The organism is Allobosea eneae (genome assembly GCF_042657265.1).
GTDB classification, from domain to species: domain Bacteria; phylum Pseudomonadota; class Alphaproteobacteria; order Rhizobiales; family Beijerinckiaceae; genus Allobosea; species Allobosea eneae.
Genome location: NZ_JBHSLW010000013.1, coordinates 101611 through 124383, shown reverse-complemented (window position 1 = coordinate 124383; position 22773 = coordinate 101611). Strand labels below are relative to the sequence as shown.

Annotated in this window: 23 protein-coding genes; 8 read left to right on the top strand and 15 right to left on the bottom strand. The window is 67.5% G+C overall.

The window, feature by feature from the left end; translation table 11 throughout:
• Positions 1–160: 160 nt before the first annotated feature.
• The 5 genes from rpoN to ACFPOB_RS11790 all read right to left on the bottom strand — a co-directional run bounded on the left by rpoN (position 161) and on the right by ACFPOB_RS11790 (position 5032).
• Positions 161–1693 carry an RNA polymerase factor sigma-54 gene (gene rpoN / locus ACFPOB_RS11810; protein ID WP_377798521.1) on the bottom strand — a complete coding sequence of 511 codons (1533 nt, stop codon included), beginning with the start codon at positions 1691–1693 and terminating at the stop codon, positions 161–163.
• 162 nt (positions 1694–1855) lie between these two features.
• Entirely contained in the window at positions 1856–2761 is a 906-nt protein-coding gene (lptB, locus tag ACFPOB_RS11805; RefSeq protein WP_377798519.1) for an LPS export ABC transporter ATP-binding protein, read from the bottom strand.
• A 105-nt stretch (positions 2762–2866) separates the two neighbouring features.
• Complete coding sequence (locus ACFPOB_RS11800; RefSeq protein WP_377798517.1) at positions 2867–3523, bottom strand: LptA/OstA family protein; 657 nt, start codon at positions 3521–3523, stop codon at positions 2867–2869.
• Positions 3524–3564: 41 nt separating this feature from the next.
• Positions 3565–4245 carry an LPS export ABC transporter periplasmic protein LptC gene (gene lptC / locus ACFPOB_RS11795; RefSeq protein WP_377798516.1) on the bottom strand — a complete coding sequence of 227 codons (681 nt, stop codon included), beginning with the start codon at positions 4243–4245 and terminating at the stop codon, positions 3565–3567.
• A 172-nt stretch (positions 4246–4417) separates the two neighbouring features.
• The gene (locus ACFPOB_RS11790) at positions 4418–5032 is read right to left on the bottom strand and encodes a ribonuclease D (protein WP_377798514.1); all 615 of its coding nucleotides are present in this window, start codon (positions 5030–5032) and stop codon (positions 4418–4420) included.
• Positions 5033–5267: 235 nt separating this feature from the next.
• Here ACFPOB_RS11790 and ACFPOB_RS11785 point away from each other — a divergent pair, with 235 nt between their 5' ends.
• From ACFPOB_RS11785 to ACFPOB_RS11775, 3 genes are all read left to right on the top strand, one after another.
• Positions 5268–5696, top strand: coding sequence for a DUF805 domain-containing protein (locus ACFPOB_RS11785; protein ID WP_377798512.1), 429 nt, complete (start codon positions 5268–5270; stop codon positions 5694–5696).
• On the top strand, positions 5693–6895 hold the full coding sequence (dapE, locus tag ACFPOB_RS11780) for a succinyl-diaminopimelate desuccinylase (protein ID WP_377798510.1): 1203 nt from the start codon (positions 5693–5695) through the stop codon (positions 6893–6895). Before ACFPOB_RS11785 ends, dapE begins: the two co-directional genes overlap by 4 nt.
• A gap of 65 nt (positions 6896–6960) precedes the next feature.
• Positions 6961–7548, top strand: coding sequence for a hypothetical protein (locus ACFPOB_RS11775; RefSeq protein ID WP_377798508.1), 588 nt, complete (start codon positions 6961–6963; stop codon positions 7546–7548).
• 7 nt (positions 7549–7555) lie between these two features.
• On the opposite strand, the gene truA is transcribed toward ACFPOB_RS11775, so the two are convergent.
• The 3 genes from truA to def form a co-directional block, all read right to left on the bottom strand.
• Entirely contained in the window at positions 7556–8293 is a 738-nt protein-coding gene (gene truA, locus ACFPOB_RS11770) for a tRNA pseudouridine(38-40) synthase TruA (RefSeq protein WP_377798506.1), read from the bottom strand.
• A gap of 157 nt (positions 8294–8450) precedes the next feature.
• Positions 8451–9380, bottom strand: coding sequence for a methionyl-tRNA formyltransferase (fmt, locus tag ACFPOB_RS11765; RefSeq protein WP_377798504.1), 930 nt, complete (start codon positions 9378–9380; stop codon positions 8451–8453).
• Between the two features lie 19 nt (positions 9381–9399).
• Positions 9400–9933 carry a peptide deformylase gene (def, locus tag ACFPOB_RS11760; protein WP_377798502.1) on the bottom strand — a complete coding sequence of 178 codons (534 nt, stop codon included), beginning with the start codon at positions 9931–9933 and terminating at the stop codon, positions 9400–9402.
• A gap of 115 nt (positions 9934–10048) precedes the next feature.
• On the opposite strand from def, the gene ACFPOB_RS11755 reads away from it, so the two are divergent.
• Both ACFPOB_RS11755 and ACFPOB_RS11750 read left to right on the top strand, forming a co-directional pair.
• Positions 10049–11233 carry a DNA recombination protein RmuC gene (locus tag ACFPOB_RS11755; protein ID WP_377798500.1) on the top strand — a complete coding sequence of 395 codons (1185 nt, stop codon included), beginning with the start codon at positions 10049–10051 and terminating at the stop codon, positions 11231–11233.
• A gap of 94 nt (positions 11234–11327) precedes the next feature.
• Positions 11328–12569 (top strand): MFS transporter, encoded by a 1242-nt coding sequence (locus ACFPOB_RS11750; RefSeq protein ID WP_377798498.1) that lies wholly within the window; start codon positions 11328–11330, stop codon positions 12567–12569.
• Here the strand turns inward: ACFPOB_RS11750 and ACFPOB_RS11745 are convergent, their stop codons facing one another.
• The 5 genes from ACFPOB_RS11745 to ACFPOB_RS11725 all read right to left on the bottom strand — a co-directional run bounded on the left by ACFPOB_RS11745 (position 12570) and on the right by ACFPOB_RS11725 (position 16782).
• Positions 12570–13079, bottom strand: a complete 510-nt coding sequence (locus ACFPOB_RS11745) for an OsmC family protein (protein WP_137884437.1) — start codon at positions 13077–13079, stop codon at positions 12570–12572.
• Positions 13080–13120: 41 nt separating this feature from the next.
• Entirely contained in the window at positions 13121–13831 is a 711-nt protein-coding gene (locus ACFPOB_RS11740) for an AAA family ATPase (RefSeq protein WP_377798495.1), read from the bottom strand.
• Between the two features lie 162 nt (positions 13832–13993).
• Positions 13994–14776 carry an ABC transporter ATP-binding protein gene (locus ACFPOB_RS11735; RefSeq protein ID WP_377798493.1) on the bottom strand — a complete coding sequence of 261 codons (783 nt, stop codon included), beginning with the start codon at positions 14774–14776 and terminating at the stop codon, positions 13994–13996.
• A gap of 7 nt (positions 14777–14783) precedes the next feature.
• Complete coding sequence (locus ACFPOB_RS11730) at positions 14784–15617, bottom strand: ABC transporter permease (RefSeq protein ID WP_377798491.1); 834 nt, start codon at positions 15615–15617, stop codon at positions 14784–14786.
• A gap of 184 nt (positions 15618–15801) precedes the next feature.
• A complete protein-coding gene (locus tag ACFPOB_RS11725) occupies positions 15802–16782 on the bottom strand; it encodes an aliphatic sulfonate ABC transporter substrate-binding protein (protein ID WP_377798488.1) in 981 nt (326 codons plus the stop codon).
• A gap of 326 nt (positions 16783–17108) precedes the next feature.
• Here ACFPOB_RS11725 and ACFPOB_RS11720 point away from each other — a divergent pair, with 326 nt between their 5' ends.
• From ACFPOB_RS11720 to ACFPOB_RS11710, 3 genes are all read left to right on the top strand, one after another.
• Positions 17109–19874, top strand: a complete 2766-nt coding sequence (locus ACFPOB_RS11720; RefSeq protein ID WP_377798738.1) for a [protein-PII] uridylyltransferase — start codon at positions 17109–17111, stop codon at positions 19872–19874.
• 95 nt (positions 19875–19969) lie between these two features.
• Complete coding sequence (gene grpE / locus ACFPOB_RS11715; RefSeq protein ID WP_377798486.1) at positions 19970–20593, top strand: nucleotide exchange factor GrpE; 624 nt, start codon at positions 19970–19972, stop codon at positions 20591–20593.
• A 3-nt stretch (positions 20594–20596) separates the two neighbouring features.
• Positions 20597–21229, top strand: a complete 633-nt coding sequence (locus ACFPOB_RS11710; protein WP_377798484.1) for a trimeric intracellular cation channel family protein — start codon at positions 20597–20599, stop codon at positions 21227–21229.
• Here ACFPOB_RS11710 and ACFPOB_RS11705 read toward each other — a convergent pair.
• Positions 21221–21844, bottom strand: a complete 624-nt coding sequence (locus tag ACFPOB_RS11705) for an alpha-ketoglutarate-dependent dioxygenase AlkB family protein (RefSeq protein ID WP_377798482.1) — start codon at positions 21842–21844, stop codon at positions 21221–21223. The two genes, ACFPOB_RS11710 and ACFPOB_RS11705, sit on opposite strands and share 9 nt — an antisense overlap.
• Positions 21844–22650, bottom strand: coding sequence for a 4-hydroxy-tetrahydrodipicolinate reductase (gene dapB / locus ACFPOB_RS11700; protein WP_377798737.1), 807 nt, complete (start codon positions 22648–22650; stop codon positions 21844–21846). The genes ACFPOB_RS11705 and dapB overlap by 1 nt, the downstream gene beginning before the upstream one ends.
• Between the last annotated feature and the right edge of the window lie 123 nt (positions 22651–22773).

Genomic DNA, 22773 nt, shown 5'->3' with positions numbered 1-22773 from the left:
TCAGTAGCCGACCATCCTCAGGAGGTAAGGACGGCCTCATGGGGTTGTCAATGCGCGGTCTCGCTCAGTTGCACGGTCGGCAGGGCAAGCCTGCGAGCATCTCATGGAACAGAAGACGATTTGCGCTGCACCGCACGCCAGGCGTGGAAGAGTTCGCCTCTCAGCGTCCCGCCAGCGCCATCGCCGCCTTCTCGCGGCGGCGCTCCATCGAGGAGGGAATGCGCAGCGATTCCCGATACTTCGCCACGGTACGGCGTGCGATATCGATGCCGCTCTCCTTCAGCCTGGAGACGATGGCGTCGTCCGAAAGCACGTCCCGCGGCGGCTCCTCGTCGATCATCTGCTTGATGCGATGCCGTACGGCCTCGGCCGAATGCGCCTCGCCATAACCGGTCGCCGCGATCGCGGCGGAAAAGAAGTATTTCATCTCAAAGACCCCGCGTGAGCAGGCGAGATACTTGTTCGAGGTGACGCGCGAAACCGTCGATTCGTGCATGCTGATCGCATCGGCAACGGTCTTGAGGTTGAGCGGGCGCAAATGCTCGACACCATGGGCGAAGAAGCCGTCCTGCTGGCGTACGATCTCGCTGGCGACCTTGAGGATGGTGCGGGCGCGCTGCTCGAGCGAGCGCGTCAGCCAGTTCGCCGTCTGCAGGCATTCGGCGATGAAGGCCTTCTCGGTGTCGCTGCGCGCCGCCCTGGAGACGCGGGCATGATAGGTCTGGTTGACCAGCACACGCGGCAAGGTGTCAGGGTTGAGGTCGACCAGCCAGGAGCCGTCCGGCGCGGTGCGGATGAAGACGTCAGGCACCACCGTCTCGGTTGCCGAGCCACCAAAGGCGCGCCCGGGCTTGGGGTCGAGCCGCCGGATTTCGGCGACCATATCGGCGATATCCTCGTCGTCGACGCCGCAGATGCGCTTGAGCGCGGCGAAGTCACGCCTGGCAAGGAGCGGCAGATTGGCGACGAGGGCCTGCATGGCCGGGTCAAAACGGTTGCGGTCGCGCAGCTGGATCGCCAGGCACTCGCTGACATCGCGGGCAGCGACGCCGCTGGGATCGAATCCCTGGACGATGGCGAGGACCTGCTCAACGCGCTTGAGATCGACGCCGAGACGCTCCGCGATATCGGCCAGCGACTCGGTCAGATAACCGGAATCGTCGACGCCGTCGATGATGTGGCTACCGATCAGGCGGTCGGCCGGCGCGGTCACGGCGAGGTCAAGCTGGGCGCCGAGATGCTCGTGCAGTGAGAGCTCGCTGGTCAGGCCGTTCTCGAAGCTGTCGGGTCCCTCCTCGAAGGAGCCGCCGGAGCCGCCATAGGCGCCGCCGATGATCGGCAGACTGTCCGTTCCTTGCGTCTCCAGCCGGGCCGCCTTGGGCTGTTCGTTCTGGAAGACGTTGTCGAGCCCGGTACCGAGTCTGCCCTCGATGCCTTCCTGGGTGTTCAAGCTCTCGGCACGAGCGTAGGTTTCCGCATCGGCCGCATGCGCGCTTTCGCCGGCGCCATTGGCGATGGCCGGCTCCGCAGCCTCGTCGCCGCGCTCGAGCAATGGGTTGCGCTCCAGCTCGCCTTCGACAAAGCTCTGAAGTTCCAGGTGGGAGAGCTGGAGCAGCTTGATCGCCTGCAGCAATTGCGGCGTCATCACCAGGGACTGGCCCTGGCGCAGCTCCATGCGTGGCATCATCGCCATCGCGATCCCGACTCCTTCGCCTGCGGCAACTCGGCACGGTTCTTGCCTGTGGAACAGACTAGCTGCCGACTGCGACCGCGTCAAAGCCTTGGGCGGGCTTTTGCGCCGGGAAGTTAATGCACTGCAATATCGCCGGGCGAGGTCGCCGAAACGCCAGCCGCATCAAAGGCGGAAATCCTCGCCCAGATAGACGCGGCGGACATCGGCATTGGCGATAATCTCGGCCGGCGAGCCTTCGGTCAGCACGCGGCCAGAATGGATGATGTAGGCGCGATCGACCAGACCAAGCGTCTCGCGGACATTATGGTCGGTGATCAGCACGCCGATGCCGCGATCGGTCAATTGCCGGACCAGTTCCTGGATGTCGCCGACCGCGATCGGGTCAATGCCGGCGAAGGGCTCGTCGAGCAGAATGAAGGAGGGCCGCCCGGCGAGCGCCCGGGCGATCTCGCAACGACGACGCTCGCCGCCCGAAAGCGCGATCGACGGAGCCTTGCGCAGTCGGGTGATCTTGAACTCGTCGAGCAGCTTGTCGAGCTCGCGCTCGCGCTTCTTGCGGTTTGGCTCGACGACTTCCAGCACGGCCCGGATATTGTCCTCGACCGAGAGGCCGCGGAAGATCGAGGCTTCCTGCGGCAGATAGCCGATGCCGAGCCGGGCGCGCTGGTACATTGGCAGATTGGTGATGTCGTTGCCTTCGAGCGAGATCACGCCCATGTCGGCGCTGACCAGGCCGGTGATCATGTAGAAGATCGTGGTCTTGCCGGCGCCGTTCGGGCCGAGCAGGCCGACCGCCTCGCCGTTGCGGACGTAAAGCGAGGCCTCGCTCACGACGTTGCGGGCGCCATAGGTCTTGCGCAGGCCGCTGACGGCGAGGATGCCGGCCCCGCCGACCGCGCTCGCGATGCGGCCGGGCTGCACGTCGTCCTCCGCCGCCGGCCCGTCCTTGGCCCGACCGAAGAGCCTGGCGAACAGGCTGGGACGCGCCGCCGGCGCCTTGGCCGGCCGCGCCGGTTGGGGCTGCGCCTGCTGGGCAGCCTCGGGGGGAGGAGAGATGGATATGGTCACAGGAGAAAGCGCGAGCTGCTGGCGTTCGACATCGGTCCGCTCTGGTATGCGAGGCATGCCGGGCTGGCAACGCCTTCTTGCAGCCGCCCCTGCCGCACGGGAAGATCAGTTGGTCGGCGTGGCAGCCGGCCTGCCGCCTGCCTTGTTGTCCTTCTTGTCTTTGCCTTCATCGCCCGAGTTGGGCACGAAGTAGCCTTGGACGCGTCCCTTCGAGGTCACGTTGGCGACGCCGGTCTGGGTATCGTAGACGAGCTGGTCGCCGCGCGTGATGTTCGGGCCGTCGTTCAGCGCGACATTGCCGGTCATGATGACCTTGTTGTTGGCACGGTCGAAGACCGCGTTGTCCGAGGTCGCAGCCTGGGTCTTCGAGACCACGGTCACCGGGCCGGAGCATTCGATCCGCTTGATCGCGCCGTCATTGCCTTGGCCCTGGCTCTGCGCAGCAGGCTGCGCCGGCCTCGGCGCGCCGCCCTGGCTACGGCCCTCATAGAACACCGTCATCACCGAGCAGCGCACGGTCGTCTCGCCCTGCACGGCGACGACATTGCCGGAGAAGACCGCCTTATTGTCCTTGTCGAGCACGTCGAGCTTGTTGGCGTCGATCTTGATCGGCTCCTTGCTGTCGCCGCCCATGCCGCCGAAGGGCGAGCCAGGCGCGCCACCGCGGGCCTTTGCCGGCTTGGCCGCAGGCTGCTGAGCCAACGCCGCGGTCGAAAGGGCCGGCGCCATCAGAACCGTAAGAGCGAGAACGAAGAGTTTCATCGGTGACCTGTGGTTGACCTGCATGGTTCGATACGATGATCTCACGGCTTAGCTCCCGGACGAAGAGCGTCGAGGTTAGGCGTGCTGCCCTCGCGCTCGGGCCCAGCCAGGCTGCGCGTCGGCGCGTTCTCGATCACGACGTGGACACGCCCCTCGAAAGTGACGAGCGCGCCATTGTCCTTCACGTCGAGGGTGTCCGCGTCAACCGTGGTCGTGCCGAGATTGACCTTCACCGGCTCGCGCGACGTGACCGTTCCGGCCTTGAAGTCGACGTCGGCGGTTCGCATGCTGACATCATAACCCGACTCGGTCCGAATCTTCACATCGTCGACCAGCTTCAGCTTCTCCTTGCCCTGGTCGAACAAGCCGCTACGGGCGTTGATGTTGATCCAGCCCTCGGACTTCATCTGCACCCGGGCCACCATCTTCACGAGCTCGATCTGCGTCGGGTTGCGCACGTCCTGCAGGGCCGACTCGGCCGTCACCTCGTAGGGGCTGTTGTCCTTGCGATAGCCTGCGAGCTTCGGCGCTTCCATCACGACCTTGCCACCGGACAGGCTGATCCCGCCAAGTGAGAAATCGCCGGCTTGGCGGAAGGGATTGAGGAAGGGAACGACGATCAGGCCGACAACCGCGACCGAGGCCCCGATCGGAATCAGCAGCCGCAGCAGGCGCACGAGCGCGGAATGCCGGCGCGCCGCCTGGAAGGCCTTCTGCCGCATATCTGCCCGAACTGCCGACGGGCTGCGCGTCTCAGGAGATGTGATCGCCAAGGTCATGCCCGCCCATTGCCAGCCGCCGGCGGCTTTTTCATGTCGAACCGGCAAGCCGACGGGCGACCGCGACCGGTCCGGCGAACGCCAGACAGATGCCCCTAGCCCAAATACATCAACTTTACGTATGCGCGAAGATGTCGACTTCGGGCCAGCCGGCCAGATCGAGCTCGGCGCGGGTCGGCAGGAAGTCGAAGCAGGCCTTGGCGAGGTGCATGCGCCCCTCGCGCTCCAGCAGCACGTCGAGCCTGGCCTTCAGCGCGTGCAGATGCAGCACGTCCGAGGCGGCATAGCCGAGCTGGGCCTCGGTCAACGTATCGGCGCCCCAGTCCGAGGATTGCTGCTGCTTCGACAACTCGACCCCGAGCAGCTCGCGGACGAGATCCTTCAGGCCGTGCCGGTCGGTATAGGTGCGCACCAGCTTGGAGGCGATCTTGGTACAGTAGACCGGCGCAGTGACGACACCGAAGGCGTTTTCCAGCGCGGCGATGTCGAAACGGGCGAAGTGGAAGAGCTTCAACACGCTCGCGTCAGTGAGGATGCGGCAAAGATTGGCGGGTGCCGGAGCGCCCTTGGGGATCTGCACGACATCGGCGGTGCCGTCTCCGCGCGAGAGCTGCACCACGCAGAGCCGGTCGCGCTGCGGATTGAGGCCAAGCGTCTCGGTGTCGATCGCCAGGATCGGCCCCGGCTCGAAGCCATCAGGAAGATCGCCGCGGTGCAGACGAATGGTCATGCCCAAAACCTCGCTCGGCGGCGCGATGGCGCCGCTCAATCAACTCGCCATCCGCCAGCCAGGCCGAATGGCCTCCTCGAAAATCCGGAGAACGTTTCGCAGCTAGCGGCGCACACCGGCGCATTCAAGCTTTTTCTCTGCCAGAACAACCGGTTCGCGCGCATTAACCTTTTATTCACCATAAGCTTCATTCGGGCCCTCCGTCGTGCAAGGATGCAGAATCGGAGCTTGACCCATGTCCGCAATCCGCCTGTTCACCGATCTCGACGGCCGAATCGGCCTACGCCAGTTCTGGCTGGGCAGCATCGCGCTTGCGCTTTGCCTGCTGGCGGTCCAGTGGGGGACGTCGCAGGTCATGGACAGATACAGCGCAGCGAAAGTCGTCGCCTTCGCCAATGCCTTCGCCCTGTTCCCCTGGGCTGCGCTGGCGGCCAAGCGCGCCACCGACCGGGGCGGCTCGTCGCTGTTCGGCATCCTCCTGGTTTGCGCCATCGTGTTGCCGCGCGAGCTGGAGCCTCTGCTCGGCTATGCCTGGGCACCCTCGCTGACCGCGATCTCGACGATGGCCTGGCTGGTCGCGCTGGTCGACCTCGGACTGATGCCGGGTGTCGATCGCGACGCTCCGCTTGCGGAGCGCAAGGGCGCTGCTAAACCGGCTCGATGAGCCAGAACACACCCGCCTCCCTCGACTTCGACCCCGCCGATCCGGTCACCCTCACCCAGGCCTTGATACGCTGTCCCTCGGTGACCCCGGCGGAAGGCGGCGCGCTCGCGCTGCTCGGCGTCGTGCTGAGCGCGGAAGGCTTCAGCGTCGAGCGGCCGGTGTTCTCGGAGCCCGGCATGCCCGATATTGAGAATCTCTATGCCCGCATCGGCAACGAGGGTCCGGTCTTCGTCATCGCCGGCCACACCGACGTCGTCCCGCCCGGCGACCTTGCCGCCTGGACCCATGATCCCTTCGCGGCCGAGATCGAAGGCGGCACGCTCTATGGCCGCGGCGCCTGCGACATGAAGGGCGGGCTCGCCGCCATGGTCTCGGCTGCGATCCGCTATCGCCGCGCGAACCCGGATGCGCCGGGCTCGATCGCCTTCCTCGTCACCGGCGACGAGGAAGGGCCAGCGGTCAACGGTACGGTCAAGCTGCTGGATTGGGCCGATCGGCGCGGCGAGCGCTTCGACCACTGCCTGCTCGGCGAGCCGACCAATCCGGCGGCGATGAGCGACATGATCAAGATCGGCCGGCGCGGCTCGCTGACCGGCAAGCTCACCGTCCAGGGCATCCAAGGCCATGTCGGCTACCCACATCTCGCCCAGAATCCGATCCGCGGCATGGTCCGGCTGCTGGCCGGGCTCGAGGCGACCCCGCTCGACGCCGGCACCGAGCATTTCGACCCGAGCAATCTCGAGGTGACGACGCTGGATGTCGGCAATCCCGCGACGAACGTGATCCCGGCGCAGGCCAAAGCCGTGTTCAACATCCGCTTCAACGACCTGTGGACGCCGCAAACGCTGGCCGCCGAGATCGAGCGGCGCCTGCGCGAGGCCGCAGGCAATGCCGTGCGCTACGAGATCAGCTTCGAGCCGACCAATGCGGTGGCTTTCCTGACCCAGCCAGGGCCGTTCGTCGCGATGGTCGCGGACGCAGTAGAAGCCGAAACCGGCGAGCGCCCGGCGCTGTCGACCACCGGCGGCACCTCGGACGCCCGCTTCATCAAGAACTATTGCCCGGTGGTCGAATACGGCGTCGTCGGCCAGACCATGCACCAGATCGACGAGAGGGTCGCGACCGCCGATCTCGTGACGCTGGAACGGATCACGCATCGTTTACTGACGGATTATTTTGCCGCAGCGCAGCACGCTTGACGGAGCCAGCTCGGGCGCGCACATTAGACGAAAGTCGAATGCCGTAACGTCCGGAAAGATGAGCCATGAGGCTGGCTGCCGACGATGTGACGCGATCGCTCGCCGCCTCCTGGCGCCTGCTGTGGGCCGACGCGAAAGCCCCGCCTGATCTCGACCTCAGCCGTGACGGCTTCTGGCGCTCCTATCTGGCGCTGATCCTCACCATCCCATCGATGATCCCGATGCTGGCGGCGGAGCGGACGCTGGCGGGCCTGCCGAACAGCAGTGGGCTGTTCGATGCGCCCGGACTACTGGCAGCCGTCGTCGCGGCCGAGATCCTGGCGGTGCTCGCAGTACCGGCGCTGTTGATCGGGATCGCCCCGAACCTCGCCCAGAATCCGCGCTTCACCGGCTTCATCATCGCCTGGAACTGGGCCGGCATCGTTTCGGCGGCGCTGATGGCGGTGCCGGCGACGGTCTTCGCGCTGGGCTGGTCGAACCCGGGCATCGCGACCTTTCAAACCCTCGCCTTCGCGACGATCGTGCTCAGGCTACGCTATTGCGTGGCGCGCGCCGGCTTCGGGACTGAGAGCGGCGTCGCCGGAGCGATCGCCTGCGCCAGCCTGCTGGCGGACTATGCGGTGATCAGGACATTCGGCCTGGCCGGGTTTTAGGCCAGGCTCAGTAGTCGACACCCGCGAGATAGAGCCCGCTAGGCGGCGCCAGCGCCGCGCATTGCGAACGATCCCGCGCCGCGAGCACCTTGCCGACCTTGTTCTCCGGCCAGCGGCCGATGCCGACCATCTTCAGGCAGCCGACCATGGAGCGGACCTGATGATGCAGGAAGGAGCGGGCATGGACATAAGCCACGATCTCGGCTCCCTCGCGCCGGCAGTCGAACCGGTCGAGCGTCCGCAGGGGGCTGTTCGCCTGGCATTCGGCGGCACGGAAGGTAGTAAAGTCGTGATGGCCGATCAGCGCCTTGGCAGCCCGGTCCATTGCCTCGTGGTCGAGCTTGACCGGGACATGCCAGACCCGGTTCGCGTCGAGCGCGGGCTGTGCCCGCCGATCCAGTATCCGGTAGATGTAGTAGCGCCGCGTCGCCGAGATGCGGGCGTCGAAGGTATCAGGCACCGCCTCGGCGCTCAGCACCGCTACCGGCAGGCGCTTCAGCCTCGCATTGCTGGCGTCGCGCACGACGTCTGTGCGCCAGTCCTTGTCGAGATCGACATGAGCGACCTGATGGGTGGCGTGGACGCCGGCATCGGTGCGCCCGGCACAATGCAGGCGCACGGCATGGCCACAGAAGGCCTCGACAGCCTCCTCGACGCTCTGCTGCACCGAAGGCCCGTTGAGCTGGCGCTGCCAGCCCGAGAAGGGTGTGCCGTCATATTCGATGACGAGCTTGTAGCGCGGCATCAGGACGCACTCCCGGCCCGCGTTCTCTCACGCATTGTTGTCCGGGGCGACCGGAGGGAGGCCCGGGACCCATACCTGAACAGTTCCGGAATGGACCCCGGATCTCCGCTGCGCTCCGTCCGGGATGACCACGCGAAATGGAAAAGAGATAACACGACTAGAGCTTCGATCCGGCGGACAAGCGCGCTCCGCGCAGGAACTCCTGGGCGCTCATCGGCCCCTTGCCCGCGCGCTGGACCTGAAGCAGCTTAACCGCCCCGACCGCGCAGGCGACCGTGCCCTCGTCGTCGAGCAGCGTGCCCGGCTCGGCCGCGCCGCCGGCGCGGGCGGTGCGCAAGAGCTTCAGCCGCTCCGGTCCCTTGCCGAGATCGACCTCGACGAAGGCGCCCGGGAAAGGCGAGAGCCCACGCACAACATCATGGACCTGCTGTGCCGGCCGGTTCCAGCTTAGCCTGGCCTCGTCATTGCCGATCTTGCTGGCATAGGTGACGCCCTCCTCCGCCTGCGGCGTGAAGCGAAGGCCGCCGCGGCTGAGCGCAGCGAGCGCCCGGACCATCAGATCGGCGCCAAGGCCGGCGAGCCGGTCGTGCATGTCGCCGGCCGTAGCGTTGCCGTCGATCGCGAGCGTCTCCACCATGGCGACGGGGCCAGTGTCGAGCCCCTCCTCCATCTTCATCACGCACACGCCGGTCTCGGCATCGCCGGCCATGATGGCGCGCTGGATCGGCGCGGCGCCGCGCCAGCGCGGCAAGAGCGAAGCATGCAGGTTGAGGCAGCCGAGTTCCGGCACCTCCAGGATCGCCTTGGGCAGGATCAGGCCATAGGCGACGACGACGGCGACATCGGCCTGGTGCGAGGCCATGATCTCGGCCGCCTCGGCGTTCTTCAGCGTCTTCGGCGAGAACACCGGGATGCCGAAGCGTTCGGCCGTGACCTGGACCGGCGAGGGCCGCAGCTCCATGCCGCGACCGGCCGGCGCCGGGGCGCGCGTATAGACGGAAACGACCTCGTGGCCCTGGCCGATGATCTCGGTCAGGGTAGGCACGGCGAAATCTGGCGTGCCCATGAAGATGACGCGCAAGCTCATACCATAACGCTCCAGCCGCTCAGGCCGCGCTGTCCCGTTTCGCCTGCTTGGCGAAGCGCTTGTTGACCCGGTCGCGCTTCAGCCGCGACAGGTAATCGATGAAGAGCACGCCGTTGAGATGGTCGATCTCGTGCTGCAGGCAGGTGGCGAGCAGGCCGTCGGCCTCGATCTCCCGCTCCTTGCCGTCGAGATCGCGATAGCTGACCTTGACCCGGGCCGGCCGCTCGACCTCCTCGTAATATTCGGGGATCGAGAGGCAGCCTTCCTCATAGGAGCTGAGCTCCTCCGAGCGCCAGGTCACCTCGGGATTGATCAGGACCATCGGCTCGCGCTGCTGCTCCTCGCCTTCCTCGGCCTTCTTCGAGACATCGAGCGTGACGAGGCGAACCGGCTCGCCGATCTGGATGGCGGCGAGGCCGATTCCCGGCGCGTCGTACATCGTCTCCAGCATGTCGTCCGCCAGCTTGCGGATCTCCGGCGTGATGTCGCCGATCGGCGCGGAAACCTTGCGGAGCATCGAATCGGGCAGGATGACGAGGGGGCGGATAGCCATAGGGCGCTCTGGGACGTTTTCAGGAGTTGCCGCGACATAAAGCACTTGTGTGGAAGCGGTCAAACTGTTCCGCTTATGTTCTGGAATTGCCAGCCGAATCATGTAGGCTCGCGGGATGAACCAGATCGCCTTCGTCCTGCTGGAGCGGCCCGTGAGCTGGGCCGAGGCCGCCTTCGGCTTCGCCGGACTGACGCTCGTCCTCCTTGTGCTGGCGCTGCTCTCGTCCTGGCGCGGCTCGCGCCGGCGCGAGCTGGAAGCGGCGTTGGCGGCCGAGCGTGCCCGCGAGATGGACGACAAGGTCGCCGAGATGAACCGGCAGCAGGCCGAGCTCATGGGCCGCATGCAGACCATGGCCGAGATCCTCTCGACCCGGCAGGGCGATCTCGCGCGCATCATGGCCGAGCGGATGGATGGCTTGCGCCAGCAGGTCGGCGCCGGGCTGGAGCAGAATGTCCGTCAGACCAATGAGAGCCTCGGCAAGCTGCAGGAGCGCCTCGCCGTCATCGACAACGCCCAGAAGAACCTGACCGAGCTCACCGGCGAGGTGGTGACGCTGAAGGACGTGCTCGCCAACAAGCAGGCGCGCGGCGCCTATGGCCAGGGCCGGATGGAGGCGATCATCCGCGACGGACTGCCGGCCGCGTTCTTTTCGTTCCAGCCAACGCTATCGAGCGGCAAGCGGCCGGATTGCCTCGTCACCCTGCCGGGCGACGGGCGCGGCCTCGTCATCGACGCCAAGTTCCCGCTGGAGAGCTTCACCATGCTGCGCGAGGCGCGCGGCGACGAGGCGAGGAAGCAGGCCTCTGCCCGGGTGCGTGCCGATGTCGGCCAGCACGTCAAGGACATCGCCGAGCGCTATTTCCTGCCGGGCGAAACGCAGGACATGGCCCTGCTCTTCGTGCCGTCGGAGGCGATCTATGCCGACCTCCACGAGCATTTCGACGATGTCATCCAGAAGGCGCACCGGGCGCGGGTGATGATCGTCTCGCCCTCGCTTCTCGCGCTGGCGATCCAGCTGATGCAGTCGCTAGTGCGCGATGCCCGCATGCGCGAGGAAGCCCGCGTCATCCAGTCCGAGGTCGGCAAGCTGCTCGACGATGTCCGCCGGCTCGGCGACCGCGTCGACAAGCTCGACAACCATTTCCGCCAGGCGCAGGACGACGTCGCCCAGATCAAGACCTCGGCCGGCAAGGTCACCGGCCGGGCCGAGAAGATCGGCGCACTGGAATTCGACGACGCCCGCCCGAACGAGCCGCAACTGCCCTTCGCGAAAGCGGTGAAACTGAAGGCGGCAGAGTGATGCGGCGCCGGTCGCTTCACCCGGCCCGCCATGTCCAGATCACATTCCGGCGTTGAGTTAGGGGCTTCCCCAGACTGCGCCGGAGGCTGCCGAATTGCTCGTTCAGATCGGAACGCTCATCGCCGCGACGAGCCTCGTGCAGCTCGCCAACGGCTTCTTCAACACGTTCCTGTCGCTGCGACTGACGAGCGAAGGCTTCGGCGCGACGCTGACCGGCATCGTGCTCAGTGCCTATTTCGTCGGCTTCACCATCGGCGCCGTCTGGTGCGGACCCATGATCCAGCGCGTCGGCCATATCCGGGCCTATGCCGCCTTTGCCGGCATGGTCGTGGTCGGGACGGCGGCGATGCCGCTTTTCGTCTCGCCACTCGGCTGGTCCCTATGCCGGATGGCGATCGGCATCGGCTGCGTCGGCCTGTTCATCACCACCGAGAGCTGGCTCAACGCCAAGGCCCCGGCGGACCAGCGCGGCCGCATCTTCTCGATCTACATGGTCGGCACTTTCCTGGCGCTCGCCGCCGGACAATTGCTGATCGGCAAGCTGCCGATCGAGACCGCCGTGCCGTTCAACATCATCGTCGCATTGTTCGCGCTGGCGCTGGTGATGGTCAGCACGACCCGTGCCGAAGCGCCGACGCTGCCGGCGGAGGCCTCGCTGCCCTATGGCGAGCTGACGCGGCAGGCGCCGATCTCGGTGATCGGCTGCGTCATCGCCGGCATGATCAGCAGCGCCTTCTATGCGCTATTCCCGGCCTGGATGGCGCGCAATGCCATCCCACAGGAGACGATCGCGCTGTTCATGCTGGTCGCGGTGCTCGGCGGCTTCGCCTTCCAGGTGCCGGTCGGCCGTTTGTCCGATCGCGGCGACCGGCGGATCGTGCTGGCGGGGCTCGCGATCGGGTTTTCGGTCGCGGCCGTCGCGCTCGACCTCGTGCCGCGCCATCTCGGCACGGTGCTCCCGGTCGCCGCCCTGCTCGGGGGCTTCATGTCGACGCTCTATCCGGTCTGCGTCGCCCATGCGCTCGACCGCATGCCGCAGGACCGCGTCGTCGCCGTCAGCGGCCGGCTGATCCTGGTCAGCGGCATCGGCTCGGCGCTCGGCCCGCTGCTTGGCGCCCAGGTGATGGCGCGGCTCGACATCAACGGGCTGCTCTATTTCATGGCCGCGATCAGCGCGCTGCTCGCAGCCCTGGCGGCGCTGCGCATCCGCCAGCGCGCCGCGCCCGAACAAATGTCCGAGCGCCCCTTTGCGATCATCGACCCGATGACGGCGCCGATCTCGCAGGAACCGGAGGCGACGGAGGCGGATGGATCGCCGCGCCCGCTGCCGGCCTGATCAGGCCCGTGCGAGATTGGCCGACAGCTCCGGCTTCACGTTCAGCGTCTGGAAGACGACGCAGTAGCGCTCGGTCAGCTTGAGCAGCGTGTCGAGCTTCTCCTGCGGCGCGTCGGTCTCGACGTCGAAGGAGAGGCGGATCGCCTTGAAGCCGACGGCGGCGTCCTTGGCGACGCCGAGCGTGCCGCGGAAGTCGAGATCGCCCTCGGCGCGGACCGTGCCCTTCTTCAATTCGATCTCGAGCGCGGTCGCGACCGCCTTCAAGGTGACGCCAGCGCAGGCGACGAGCGCCTCCAGCAGCATGTCGCCGGAGCAGAGCTCGGCGCCGGAGCCGCCGGTTGCCGGGTGCAGGCCGGCGAGCGCGATCGCCCGGCCGGTCTCGACCTTGCAGGCGATATGCTGGTCGTCGAGCTCGCCTTTGGCTTTCAGCGTGATCACCGCCGCATCGGGAGCCTCACGATACTTGTCCTTGAGCGGAGCCTGCAGAGCGCGCAGCGCGGTGACGTCCATGATCGTTATCCTTATGCACCAGTCGCAGGCTTGTAGCCGGTTCAGGCGGCCGCCTCCACCTCCGGCGCGGCATGCCGAACTTCCTTGTCGAGCGCCCGGCGCAATTCGCGGCGCAGGGCGACGAAGCCGACCGAGCTCTCTTCGCGCGGTCGTGCCAGCAGGTTGTCCAGGCTGAAGGCGACCGGGCCCGGCTGCTGCGGCAGGACGAGGATGCGGTCGGCGAGGCGCAGGGCATCCTCGACCGAGCCGGTGGCGATGACGACGGCCGGACGCCCCTGCGTACAGAGCTCAGGCAGGAAAGAAGCGAGCCGGTCGCGCGCCTCGCTGTCGAGCCCGGCAAAGGGCTCGTCGATCAGCAGCAGGCGCGGCCTCACCAGCAGCAGGCGGGCGATGGCGAGCCGCAACAGCCCTTCGGCCGGGAGAGCATCCGGCCGTTGCGCTGCCTGCGCGGCGAGGCCGACGCGGACCAGCACATTGGCGATCAGGCCTTCACGCTCGAACGGGCTCGCCTTCGGCAGAGCGAAGGCAAGATTCTCGGTGAGATTGAGCCAGGGAAAGAAGCGCGGCCGGGCGCAGAGCAGGCCGATCTCGGCCGTCGGCACAGTTCCCTCGTCGGCGCGCAGGCCGGCGAAGCCGCGCAGCGCCGCCGCCCGAGCCTCGGCAGCGCCGAGCAGAGCGACGACTTGCCCCGCAATCGGGCGCGGCAGAGCGCTTTCGGGAGAGCGGGAGAGCGTGTGAAGATCAGCCGACATAACTGGCTCCATCCATTAAGAAGGCGGAAGGAGCGCCGACGGCCGGAAGGCCGTCCCGTCGTTCCCGCGCTTTAGCTGCATTTGTTTCGCGCCCGCAAGCTGAGGCTCAAATCGGCGCGTGTCCTTTCATAAGGTCTAAGCGTCCGTTTTGTCAAACGGCCATCACCACCACATGCCGGCGCTCTCGGCCGCCTTGTGCTGGCGCGGCTCGCTGTCGGTGAGCGAGCGATCGAGCGTGCGCAGCGCCTCGCGCTTGATCGCCTCGAAAGCAGGCGAGAGCCGGTCGCGCGGACGGGTCAGTGGGTTGTCGAGCTCGTCGAAGATGCGGCCGGGCCTGGGCTGCATCACCACGATGCGGTCAGCCAGCGTCACCGCTTCCTCGACATCGTGGGTGACCATCACGACGGTCGGCCGGCTCTCCTCCCAGAGGGCGAGGAGATGGCCATGCAGGCTGGCGCGGGTGGTCGCGTCGAGGGCCGAGAAAGGCTCGTCCATCAAAAGGAGCTTCGGCCGGGTGACGAGCGCCCGGGCGATCGCAACGCGCTGCTGCTGGCCGCCGGAAAGCTCGCGCGGCCAGCGCGCCTCATAGCCGGCGAGGCCGACGCGAGCGAGCGCCCCGGTGACGAGGCGGTTGCGCTCCGCCGCGGGCAGATGGCTGAGGCCGAAGCCGGCATTGTCGGCAACCGAGAGCCAGGGCAGCAGGCGCGGCTCCTGGAAGATCACGCCGACATCGGCGCGCGGCTCGGTGATGGCGGCGTCGTCAAGGAGGATGCGGCCCTCGCTCGGCCGGTCGAGCCCAGCGACGAGGCGCAGCAGGGTGGTCTTGCCGCAGCCGGAACCGCCGACCAGCGCCAGGATCTCGCCGGCGGCGACGGAGATGTCGATGCCCGACAGGGCGCGGGTGCCGTCGGCATAGGTCTTGGAGAGGTGGTCGAAGGTCAGCATCGCGCCCTCAGAGCCTGTCCCTTGCGGTGTCCTGCCAGGCGAGGAAGGGGCGTGTCAGCGCGAGCAGCAGGCCGTCGGCGAGCTTGCCGAGCACGGCGAAGGCGATGATGGCAGCGATGATCGTGTCGGGGCGGCCGACCTGCTGGCCGTCGACCAGGAGATAGCCGAGGCCCTCGCTCGCGCCCATGATCTCGGCGGCGACGACGAACATGAAGCCGAGGCCGAGGCCGCCGCGCAGCGCCGTGAACCAGTCGGGCAGGATCGCCGGCAGCAGTACGCGGCGGACCATGGCGAGCCGGCCGAGGCGGAAGACGCGGCCGACCTCGACGATCTTGCGGTCGATCGAGAGAATGGCGGCGGCGACGCCGAGATAGACCGGGAAGAAGACGCCGACCGCGATCAGCGCCACCTTCGAGGCCTCGAAGATACCGAACCACAGGATGAACAGCGGCACCCAGGCGATCGAGGGGATGGCGCGCAGGGCCTGCAAGGTCGGGTCGAGCAGGCCGCGGGCCAGCGGCAGGGCGCCAGTGAGAGCTCCGAGCGCAGTCCCGACGGCGGCGCCGATGCCGAAGCCGGCGCCGACGCGCCAGAGCGTCGCCCATGCATGGGTCCAGAGCTCGCCGCTGACTGCGAGCTGCCAGAGCGTTTTGCCGACCACGCTGGGCGGCGGCATCAGCCGGCCATTGGCGAGGCCGGCGCGAACGAGGATTTCCCAGATGATCGCGAGGACGACCGGCAGCAGGAGGCCGGCGAGCCGCAGGCCAACGCGGGAAGCCGGCCGATCAGGAGGCGCGGCCGGCTTCTCGTCGATGGCGTCTGCGACCTCGATTGAACTCATCGTGGTGTGATCATCGCCACTCGGAACTCGTTTGGGAACTCCCCCCAGCCCTCATCCTGAGGAGCCGCGCAGCGGCGTCTCGAAGGATGGCCCAGGAGGCTCCCGAACCAGCTGGAACATCCTTCGAGACGCGCTCCTGCCGAGCGCTCCTCAGGATGAGGGCTGTGAATTTGCAAGCCAATGCTCAGTTGGTCGCGGCAAAGCGCTTGTCGATCAGCGCGTCGACGGATGCCTTGACGTCGGCAGTCGCGGGCAGCACGCCGGCCTGCTGCAAAGCGAGGCCCGCGGCGAGAATGGTCTCGGCCTGCGCCGGGCCGATCGTGCTGTGGGTCAATTCGGTCCGGGTGAGCTGGCGCTCGATCACCGCGTCGGAGAGCTTGGTCGCCTCGACCAGCGCCTTCCTGACCTCGGCCGGATTGGCGAGGGCGATCGCGCGCGCCTCCTCATAGGCCTTGAGCACCTTGCGGACGAGCTCTGGATTCTTCTCCGAGAACTCCTCGCGGACATTGAGCACACCCCAGGTGTTGTCGGCGGCCTTGCGGTGGAAGAGCTTGGCGCCGGCTTCGACCTCGGCGGCGGCCATCATCGGGTCGAGCCCGGCCCAGGCCTCGACATCGCCGCGCTCCAGGGCGAGCCGGCCATCGGCATGCTGCAGCAGCACGAGCTTGACGTCCTTCTCGGTCAGGCCGGCCTCGGCCAGCGAGCGGACAAGGAAGATGTGCGGATCGGTGCCGCGGGTGACGGCGACGCGCTTGCCCTTGAGGTCGGCGACCTTGCTGATCTCGCTCTTGGCGCCCGTGACCAAAGCCGTCCATTCCGGCCGCGAATAGACATAGATCGACTTGATCGGATTGCCGTTGATCTTGGCGATCAGCGCGGCGGCGCCGGCGGTCGAGCCGAAATCGAGCGAGCCGGCATTGAGGAATTCAAGCGCCTTGTTCGAGCCGGCCGAGAGCACCCAGCGCACCTTGATGCCCTCGGCCTCCAGCGCCTTCTCAAGGATGCCGCGCTCCTTCAGCAGCAGGCTGACCGGGTTGTAGGTGGCGTAGTCGACGCGGATCTCCTTCGGCGCCTGCGCCTGCGCCTGCGCACTGCCAAAGGCGACCGAAGCTACGGCAAGGCCGGCGAGCACAGCGCGGCGGGTCGGAAATGAGATGATCGGCATGGCGTTCCCCTTCGATCGACTTATGCGAAGGGGTGGAGAACATCAGTCTCCGGCGCCCCCGCTTTAGCTGCACTTGTTTCGCGCCCGCAAGCTGCTGGCTCAAATCGGCGCGTGTCCGATTGATAGGTTCGATCGTTCTCTTTGTCAAACAAAACGTAGAATGGCGTGATATTGATAATTTCACATTATATGCTTGTTTAATTATGTCTCCGCGCCGGCCCTCGTTCGTGCTAGGGATCGGCCGCCGCCGCGTTGCCGAAAGTCTCGAAGAGCCTCGTTCAGTGCCGCCCTCCCCCGACAAGCCAGCACCCCGCCTCGCCGAATTCATCGACAATCCCCTGGCTGCGGTCGGCAAGCTGGCGCGACGGTTCAACGAGGGCGATCGCGATAGCCTGCGCGGTGCGCTCGTCGATGCACTGCGCGACAATCTTGAGGAAGGCCGCCAGTCAGCCCGCGAGATTCTGGCCAAATCCCGCAATGGTCTCGCTTGCGCCAAGCGGCTCTCCAGCGTGATGGACAGCGTCGTCGGAAGCCTGCATGTCGCGGCGACACGGCATTTCTACCCGGTCGAGAACCCGTCCGCCGGAGAGCGCATCGCCGTCGTCGCTGTCGGCGGCTATGGCCGCGGCACGCTGGCGCCGGGCTCGGATGTCGATCTGCTTTTTCTCTTCCCCGACAAGCAGACCGCCTGGGGCGAGAGCGTGGTCGAGGCGATGCTCTATCCGCTCTGGGACCTGAAGCTGAAGGTCGGCCATTCCGTGCGCTCGGTCGACGACTGCATCCGCGAGGGCCGGGCCGACATGACGATCCGCACCGCGCTGCTGGAGGCACGCCTGATCTGCGGCGATGCGGCGCTGTTCGCCGATCTGCAGCGGCGCTACGGCGCCGAGATCGCCGAGGGCACCGCCGCCGCCTTCACCGAGGCCAAGCTCGCCGAGCGCGAGACCCGCGTCGCCCGCGCCGGCTCGTCGCGCTATCTGGTCGAGCCCAACGTCAAGGACGGCAAGGGTGGCCTGCGCGATCTCAACACGCTGTTCTGGATCGCCAAATACTCCTATCGCGTCGACGATCCGGCCGAGCTGGTCGAGGCGGGCCTGTTCGATGGGCGCGAATTCGCGATGTTCCAGCGCTCGGAGGAATTCCTCTGGCGGGTGCGCTGCTGGATGCACTTCATCACCGGGCGAGCAGAGGAGCGGCTCTCCTTCGATCTGCAGCGCCAGGTCGCGGCCGCGATCGGCTATGCCGGCCGCAGCGGCCAAGCGCCGGTCGAGCGCTTCATGAAGGCCTATTTCCTCGTCGCCAAGGATGTCGGCGACCTCACCGCGATCGTCTGCGCCGCGCTGGAGGCGCGCCAGCAGAAGCCGCGCGCCAGCCTGACCAGCCTGATCGGTTCCTTCACCAAGCGCCGGCGCGTACGCGCGCTCGGCCATCCCGACTTCACCCTGCGGAGCCAGCGCCTCGCCGTCATCGACGACGAGGCCTTCAAGCGCGACCCGGTCAATCTTCTGCGGCTCTACGAGATCGCCAGCCGCGACGATCTCGCCATCCACCCCGACACCAGCCGGCTGGTGACGCAGTCGCTGCGCCTCGTGACGCCGCAATTGCGGCAGGACCGCGAGGCCAACCGCATCTTCCTGGAGATCCTGACGGCGCGGCGCTCGCCCGAGCCGGTGCTGCGGCGGATGAACGAGTCCGGCCTGCTCGGCCGCTTCATCCCGGATTTCGGCCGCGTCGTCGCGATGATGCAGTTCAACATGTATCATCACTATACGGTCGACGAGCACCTGCTCCGCTCGATCGGCATTCTCGCCGAGATCGATGCCGGCAAGCTCGAAGCCGAGCATCCGCTGGCGAACTCGATCTTCGCGACGATCACCAACCGGCGCGCCCTCTATGTCGCGCTGTTCCTGCACGACATCGCCAAGGGCCGGCCGGAGGACCATTCGGTCGCCGGCGCCCGCATCGCCCGCAAGCTCTGCCCGCGGCTCGGCCTGACCGAGGCGCAGACCGAGACCGTGGTCTGGCTGATCGAGAACCATCTGGTGATGTCGACCGTCGCCCAGAGCCGCGATCTCGGCGACCCCAAGACGATCGAGAGCTTCGCGGGAATCGTGCAGACGCTGGAGCGGCTGAAGCTGCTGCTGGTGCTGACCGTCGCCGACATCAAGGCGGTCGGCCCCGGCGTCTGGAACGGCTGGAAGGGCCAGCTCCTGCGCACGCTCTACTACGAGACCGAGGTCGTGCTCGCCGGCGGCCATTCCGGCATCGAGCGCAAGGCCAGGGTCGAGCGCAAACAGCAGGCGTTGGAGGCGCGCCTCGCCGACTGGACGGAAGAGGAGCGGGCCGCCTATCTCGCGCGGCATTATCCGGCCTACTGGCTCAAGGTCGAGCCCGAGCGGCAGGAGCAGCACGCCCGCTTCCTGCGCGAGGCGGAGGTTGCCGGCCGCACCACGGCGACGCGGGTCGAGACCGACCAGTTCCGCGGCGTGACCGAGCTCACCGTGCTGGCGCCCGACCATCCGCGCCTGCTTGCCATCGTCACCGGCGCCTGCGCTGCAGCTGGCGGCAACATCGTCGACGCACAGATCTTCACCACCACCGACGGGCTGGTGCTCGACACCATCTTCGTCTCGCGCGCCTTCGAGCGCGACGACGACGAGCTGCGCCGGGCCGAGCGGATCGCTGCAGCGATCGAGCGCGCGCTCAAGGGCGAGATCAAGATCGCCGACCTCGTCGCCCAGCGCCGCGCACCCCCGCCGCGCGGCGGCACCTTCCAGGTCGCGCCCGAGGTGATCATCGACAATGTGCTGTCGTCGCGGCACACGGTGCTGGAGGTGTCGGGCCTCGACCGCCCCGGCCTGCTCTACGACCTCACCACCGCGATCGGGAAGCTCAACCTCAACATCGCCTCGGCGCATATCGCCACCTTCGGCGAGAAGGCGGTCGACGTCTTCTACGTCACCGATCTCACCGGGGCGAAGATCACCTCGACCGGCCGGCAGCTGGTGATCCGCCAGGCACTGCTCGCCGTGTTCAACCTGGAGCTCGACAAGCCGGCTTCCAGCAAGCCCAAGGCCGTGGCCCGCGCTTGATTTCGCCGCACCGAAGCCCGATATCGGCTGCGAAGCCGGTGTGCCGAAAGGCAGCGCCGCAATGATGCATGATGATCAACGATTGGGATGATGGAATGACGCAGAACCCTGCGAAGGACGATCCGAAGCCGGACACCGAGAGCCAGGACGCGGCTGAGACGACTGCGAGCGAGACGCAGACGCCCGATCCGCTCGCCACGGCCCAGGCCGAACGTGACGACTTCAAGGACAAGCTGCTGCGCACGCTGGCCGAGATGGAGAACCTGCGCCGGCGCACCGAACGCGAGATCGCCGACGCCAAGGCCTATGCGGTGACCAGCTTCGCCCGCGACCTGCTCGGCTCGGCCGATAATCTGCGCCGCGCGCTCGAAAGCGTACCGGAGACGGCACGCGCCACTGCCGACAATGCCCTGAAGGCCGTGGTCGAGGGCGTCGAATTGACCGAGCGCGAGCTGCTCAAGACGCTGGAGCGCCATGGCGTGCGCAAGATCGATCCGCAGGGCGAGAAGTTCGACCCGAACCTGCACCAGGCGATGTTCGAAGCGCCCGATGCGGCCATCGCCAAGGGCCTCGTCTCGAAGGTGGTGCAGACCGGCTACAAGATCGGCGAGCGCGTGCTGCGCCCGGCCTTGGTCGGCGTCTCGGCCGGCGCGCCCAAGCCCGCCACCAATGGCTCGGAGAACCCGGCGGCCGATGCCGGCGACAATCCGGCGAACTGACAGGTGCTCGAAGCTGCGGGCGTCGTCGTCTTCGCCCTGACCGGGGCGCTGGTCGCCGCCCGCAAGCGGATGGATCCGTTCGGCTTCATCCTGCTCGCCATTGTCACCGGCGTCGGCGGCGGCACCTTGCGCGATCTCCTGCTCGACCGGCGCGTCTTCTGGATCGAGGCGCCCTCCGACGTGATGCTGTGCACAGCCGTCGCGCTTGGCGCCTGGGTGATCGCCTATTTCAAGCCCGGCACGCTCGACGGCTGGGGCGCCAAACGCCTGCTGATCTGGGCCGATGCCGCCGGGCTTGCGCTCTTCGCCGTGGTCGGCGCGCAGAAGGGCCTTGCAGCTGGCGTTCCGATACCCTCCGCCATCGCCTTCGGCGCGATGACCGCCACCTTCGGCGGCATCATCCGCGACCTCCTCGCCGGTGACCGGCCGATGGTGCTGTGGAGCCGCGATTTCTATGTCACCGCCGCGGCTGCCGGCGCCGGAGCGACGGTCGGTCTCGCGCAGATGGGCTTTTCCCCGATTCTCGTCATGCTCGGGGGAGTCGCCGCCGGCTTCGGCCTGCGCGCCGGCTCGATCCTGTTCGGCTGGTCCTTCCCGAAGCTGCCGGGCGACGACGCGCCGACGCCGTCAGCCTGACGGTTTCGTCACCCGCCGCAGAGTCAGGTTGATGCGTCCGGCTTGCGGCAGCAGGCTCGACGAGCCGGCGAGGATGCGGTCGATGCCGTGATAGGCCAGCCGCGCCTCTCCGCCGAAGGCGAGCGCATCGCCGGACGCCAGCTTCAGCGAGAGCGTCTTGCCGCCGCGGCTGGTACCGCCGATGCGGAAGACCGCAGTGTCGCCGAGCGAGAGCGACAGCACCGGCGCGTCGAAGTCCTGCTCGTCACGGTCCTGATGCAGGCCCATCTTCGCTGATGGCTCGTAGAAGTTGACCAGGCAGGCCTCGGGCGGATGCGGATAGCCGGCGAGTTCCTCCCAGGCGCGCAGCAGCCGGGCCGGGATCGGCGGCCAGGGCGCGCCGGTCTCGGGATGCAGCGGCTGATAGCGGTAGCCACGCTCGTCCGAGACCCAGCCGAGAGAGCCGCAATTGGTCATTTTGACGGAGAATGGTTTTCCCGTCTTCGGCATGCGCGGCACATAGAACGGCGCCTGCCGCGCGGCCTCGCGCAAGTCCGCGACCAACGCCGCCTGCTCGGCCGGATCGAGATAGCCCGGCCAATGCGTCACGCCCGGCGCGACCGCGAGCACCATCATCAGAATTTGTCGAGGCCGAGCACGTCGGCCATCGAGTACAAGCCCGGCTTGCGACCGCGGCCCCAGAGCGCCGCCTTGACCGCGCCTTGGGCGAACAGGCTGCGATCCTCGGCGACATGGGCGAGCTCCAGCCGCTCGCCGGCGCCGGCAAAGATCACCCTGTGGTCGCCGATGACGGTGCCGCCGCGCAATGCGGCGAAGCCGATCGTGCCGGGCTGGCGGGCGCCGACCTGGCCGTCGCGCACCGCGACGCGAGCCTCGGCCAGCTCGACGGCACGCCCCTGCGCCGCCGCCTCGCCGAGCAGGACCGCTGTGCCGGAGGGCGCGTCGATCTTCATGCGGTGATGCATCTCGACGATCTCGATGTCCCAGTCGGTGCCGAGCGTCGCTGCGACCTTGCGCACCATGGCCGCCAGCAGATTGACGCCGAGGCTCATATTGCCGGAGCGGATGATCGCAGCATGGCGCGAGGCCGCCTCCAGCTTGGCCAGATGCTGCGGCTCCATGCCGGTGGTGCCGGCGACATGGACGATGCGGGCCTGGGCGGCGAGGCCGGCGAAGGCGACGGTGGCCTCAGGCGTGGTGAAGTCGAGCACCCCCTCGGCCTCGACGAAGGCGGCGAGCGCGTCATCGCTGACCTTGACGCCACCTGCGGGAAGGCCGGCGAGCGCGGCGGCATCCTGGCCGAGCGCCGGCGAGCCCGGCCGCTCGATCGCGGCCGAGAGCACGCAGCCTTGCGTATCGTGGATCGCTTTGACCAGCGTGCGGCCCATCCGGCCGGCAGCGCCGACGACGACGAGGCGCATGTCGCTCATGGTGAAACGCTCCAGATACCCAAGGCGCGCCAGAACGGCGCCAGCATTGCCTATAGGGCGCTTCGCTGGCCGCTGAAACGAAAAACGGCCGGGCTGAGGCCCGGCCGTCCAGAT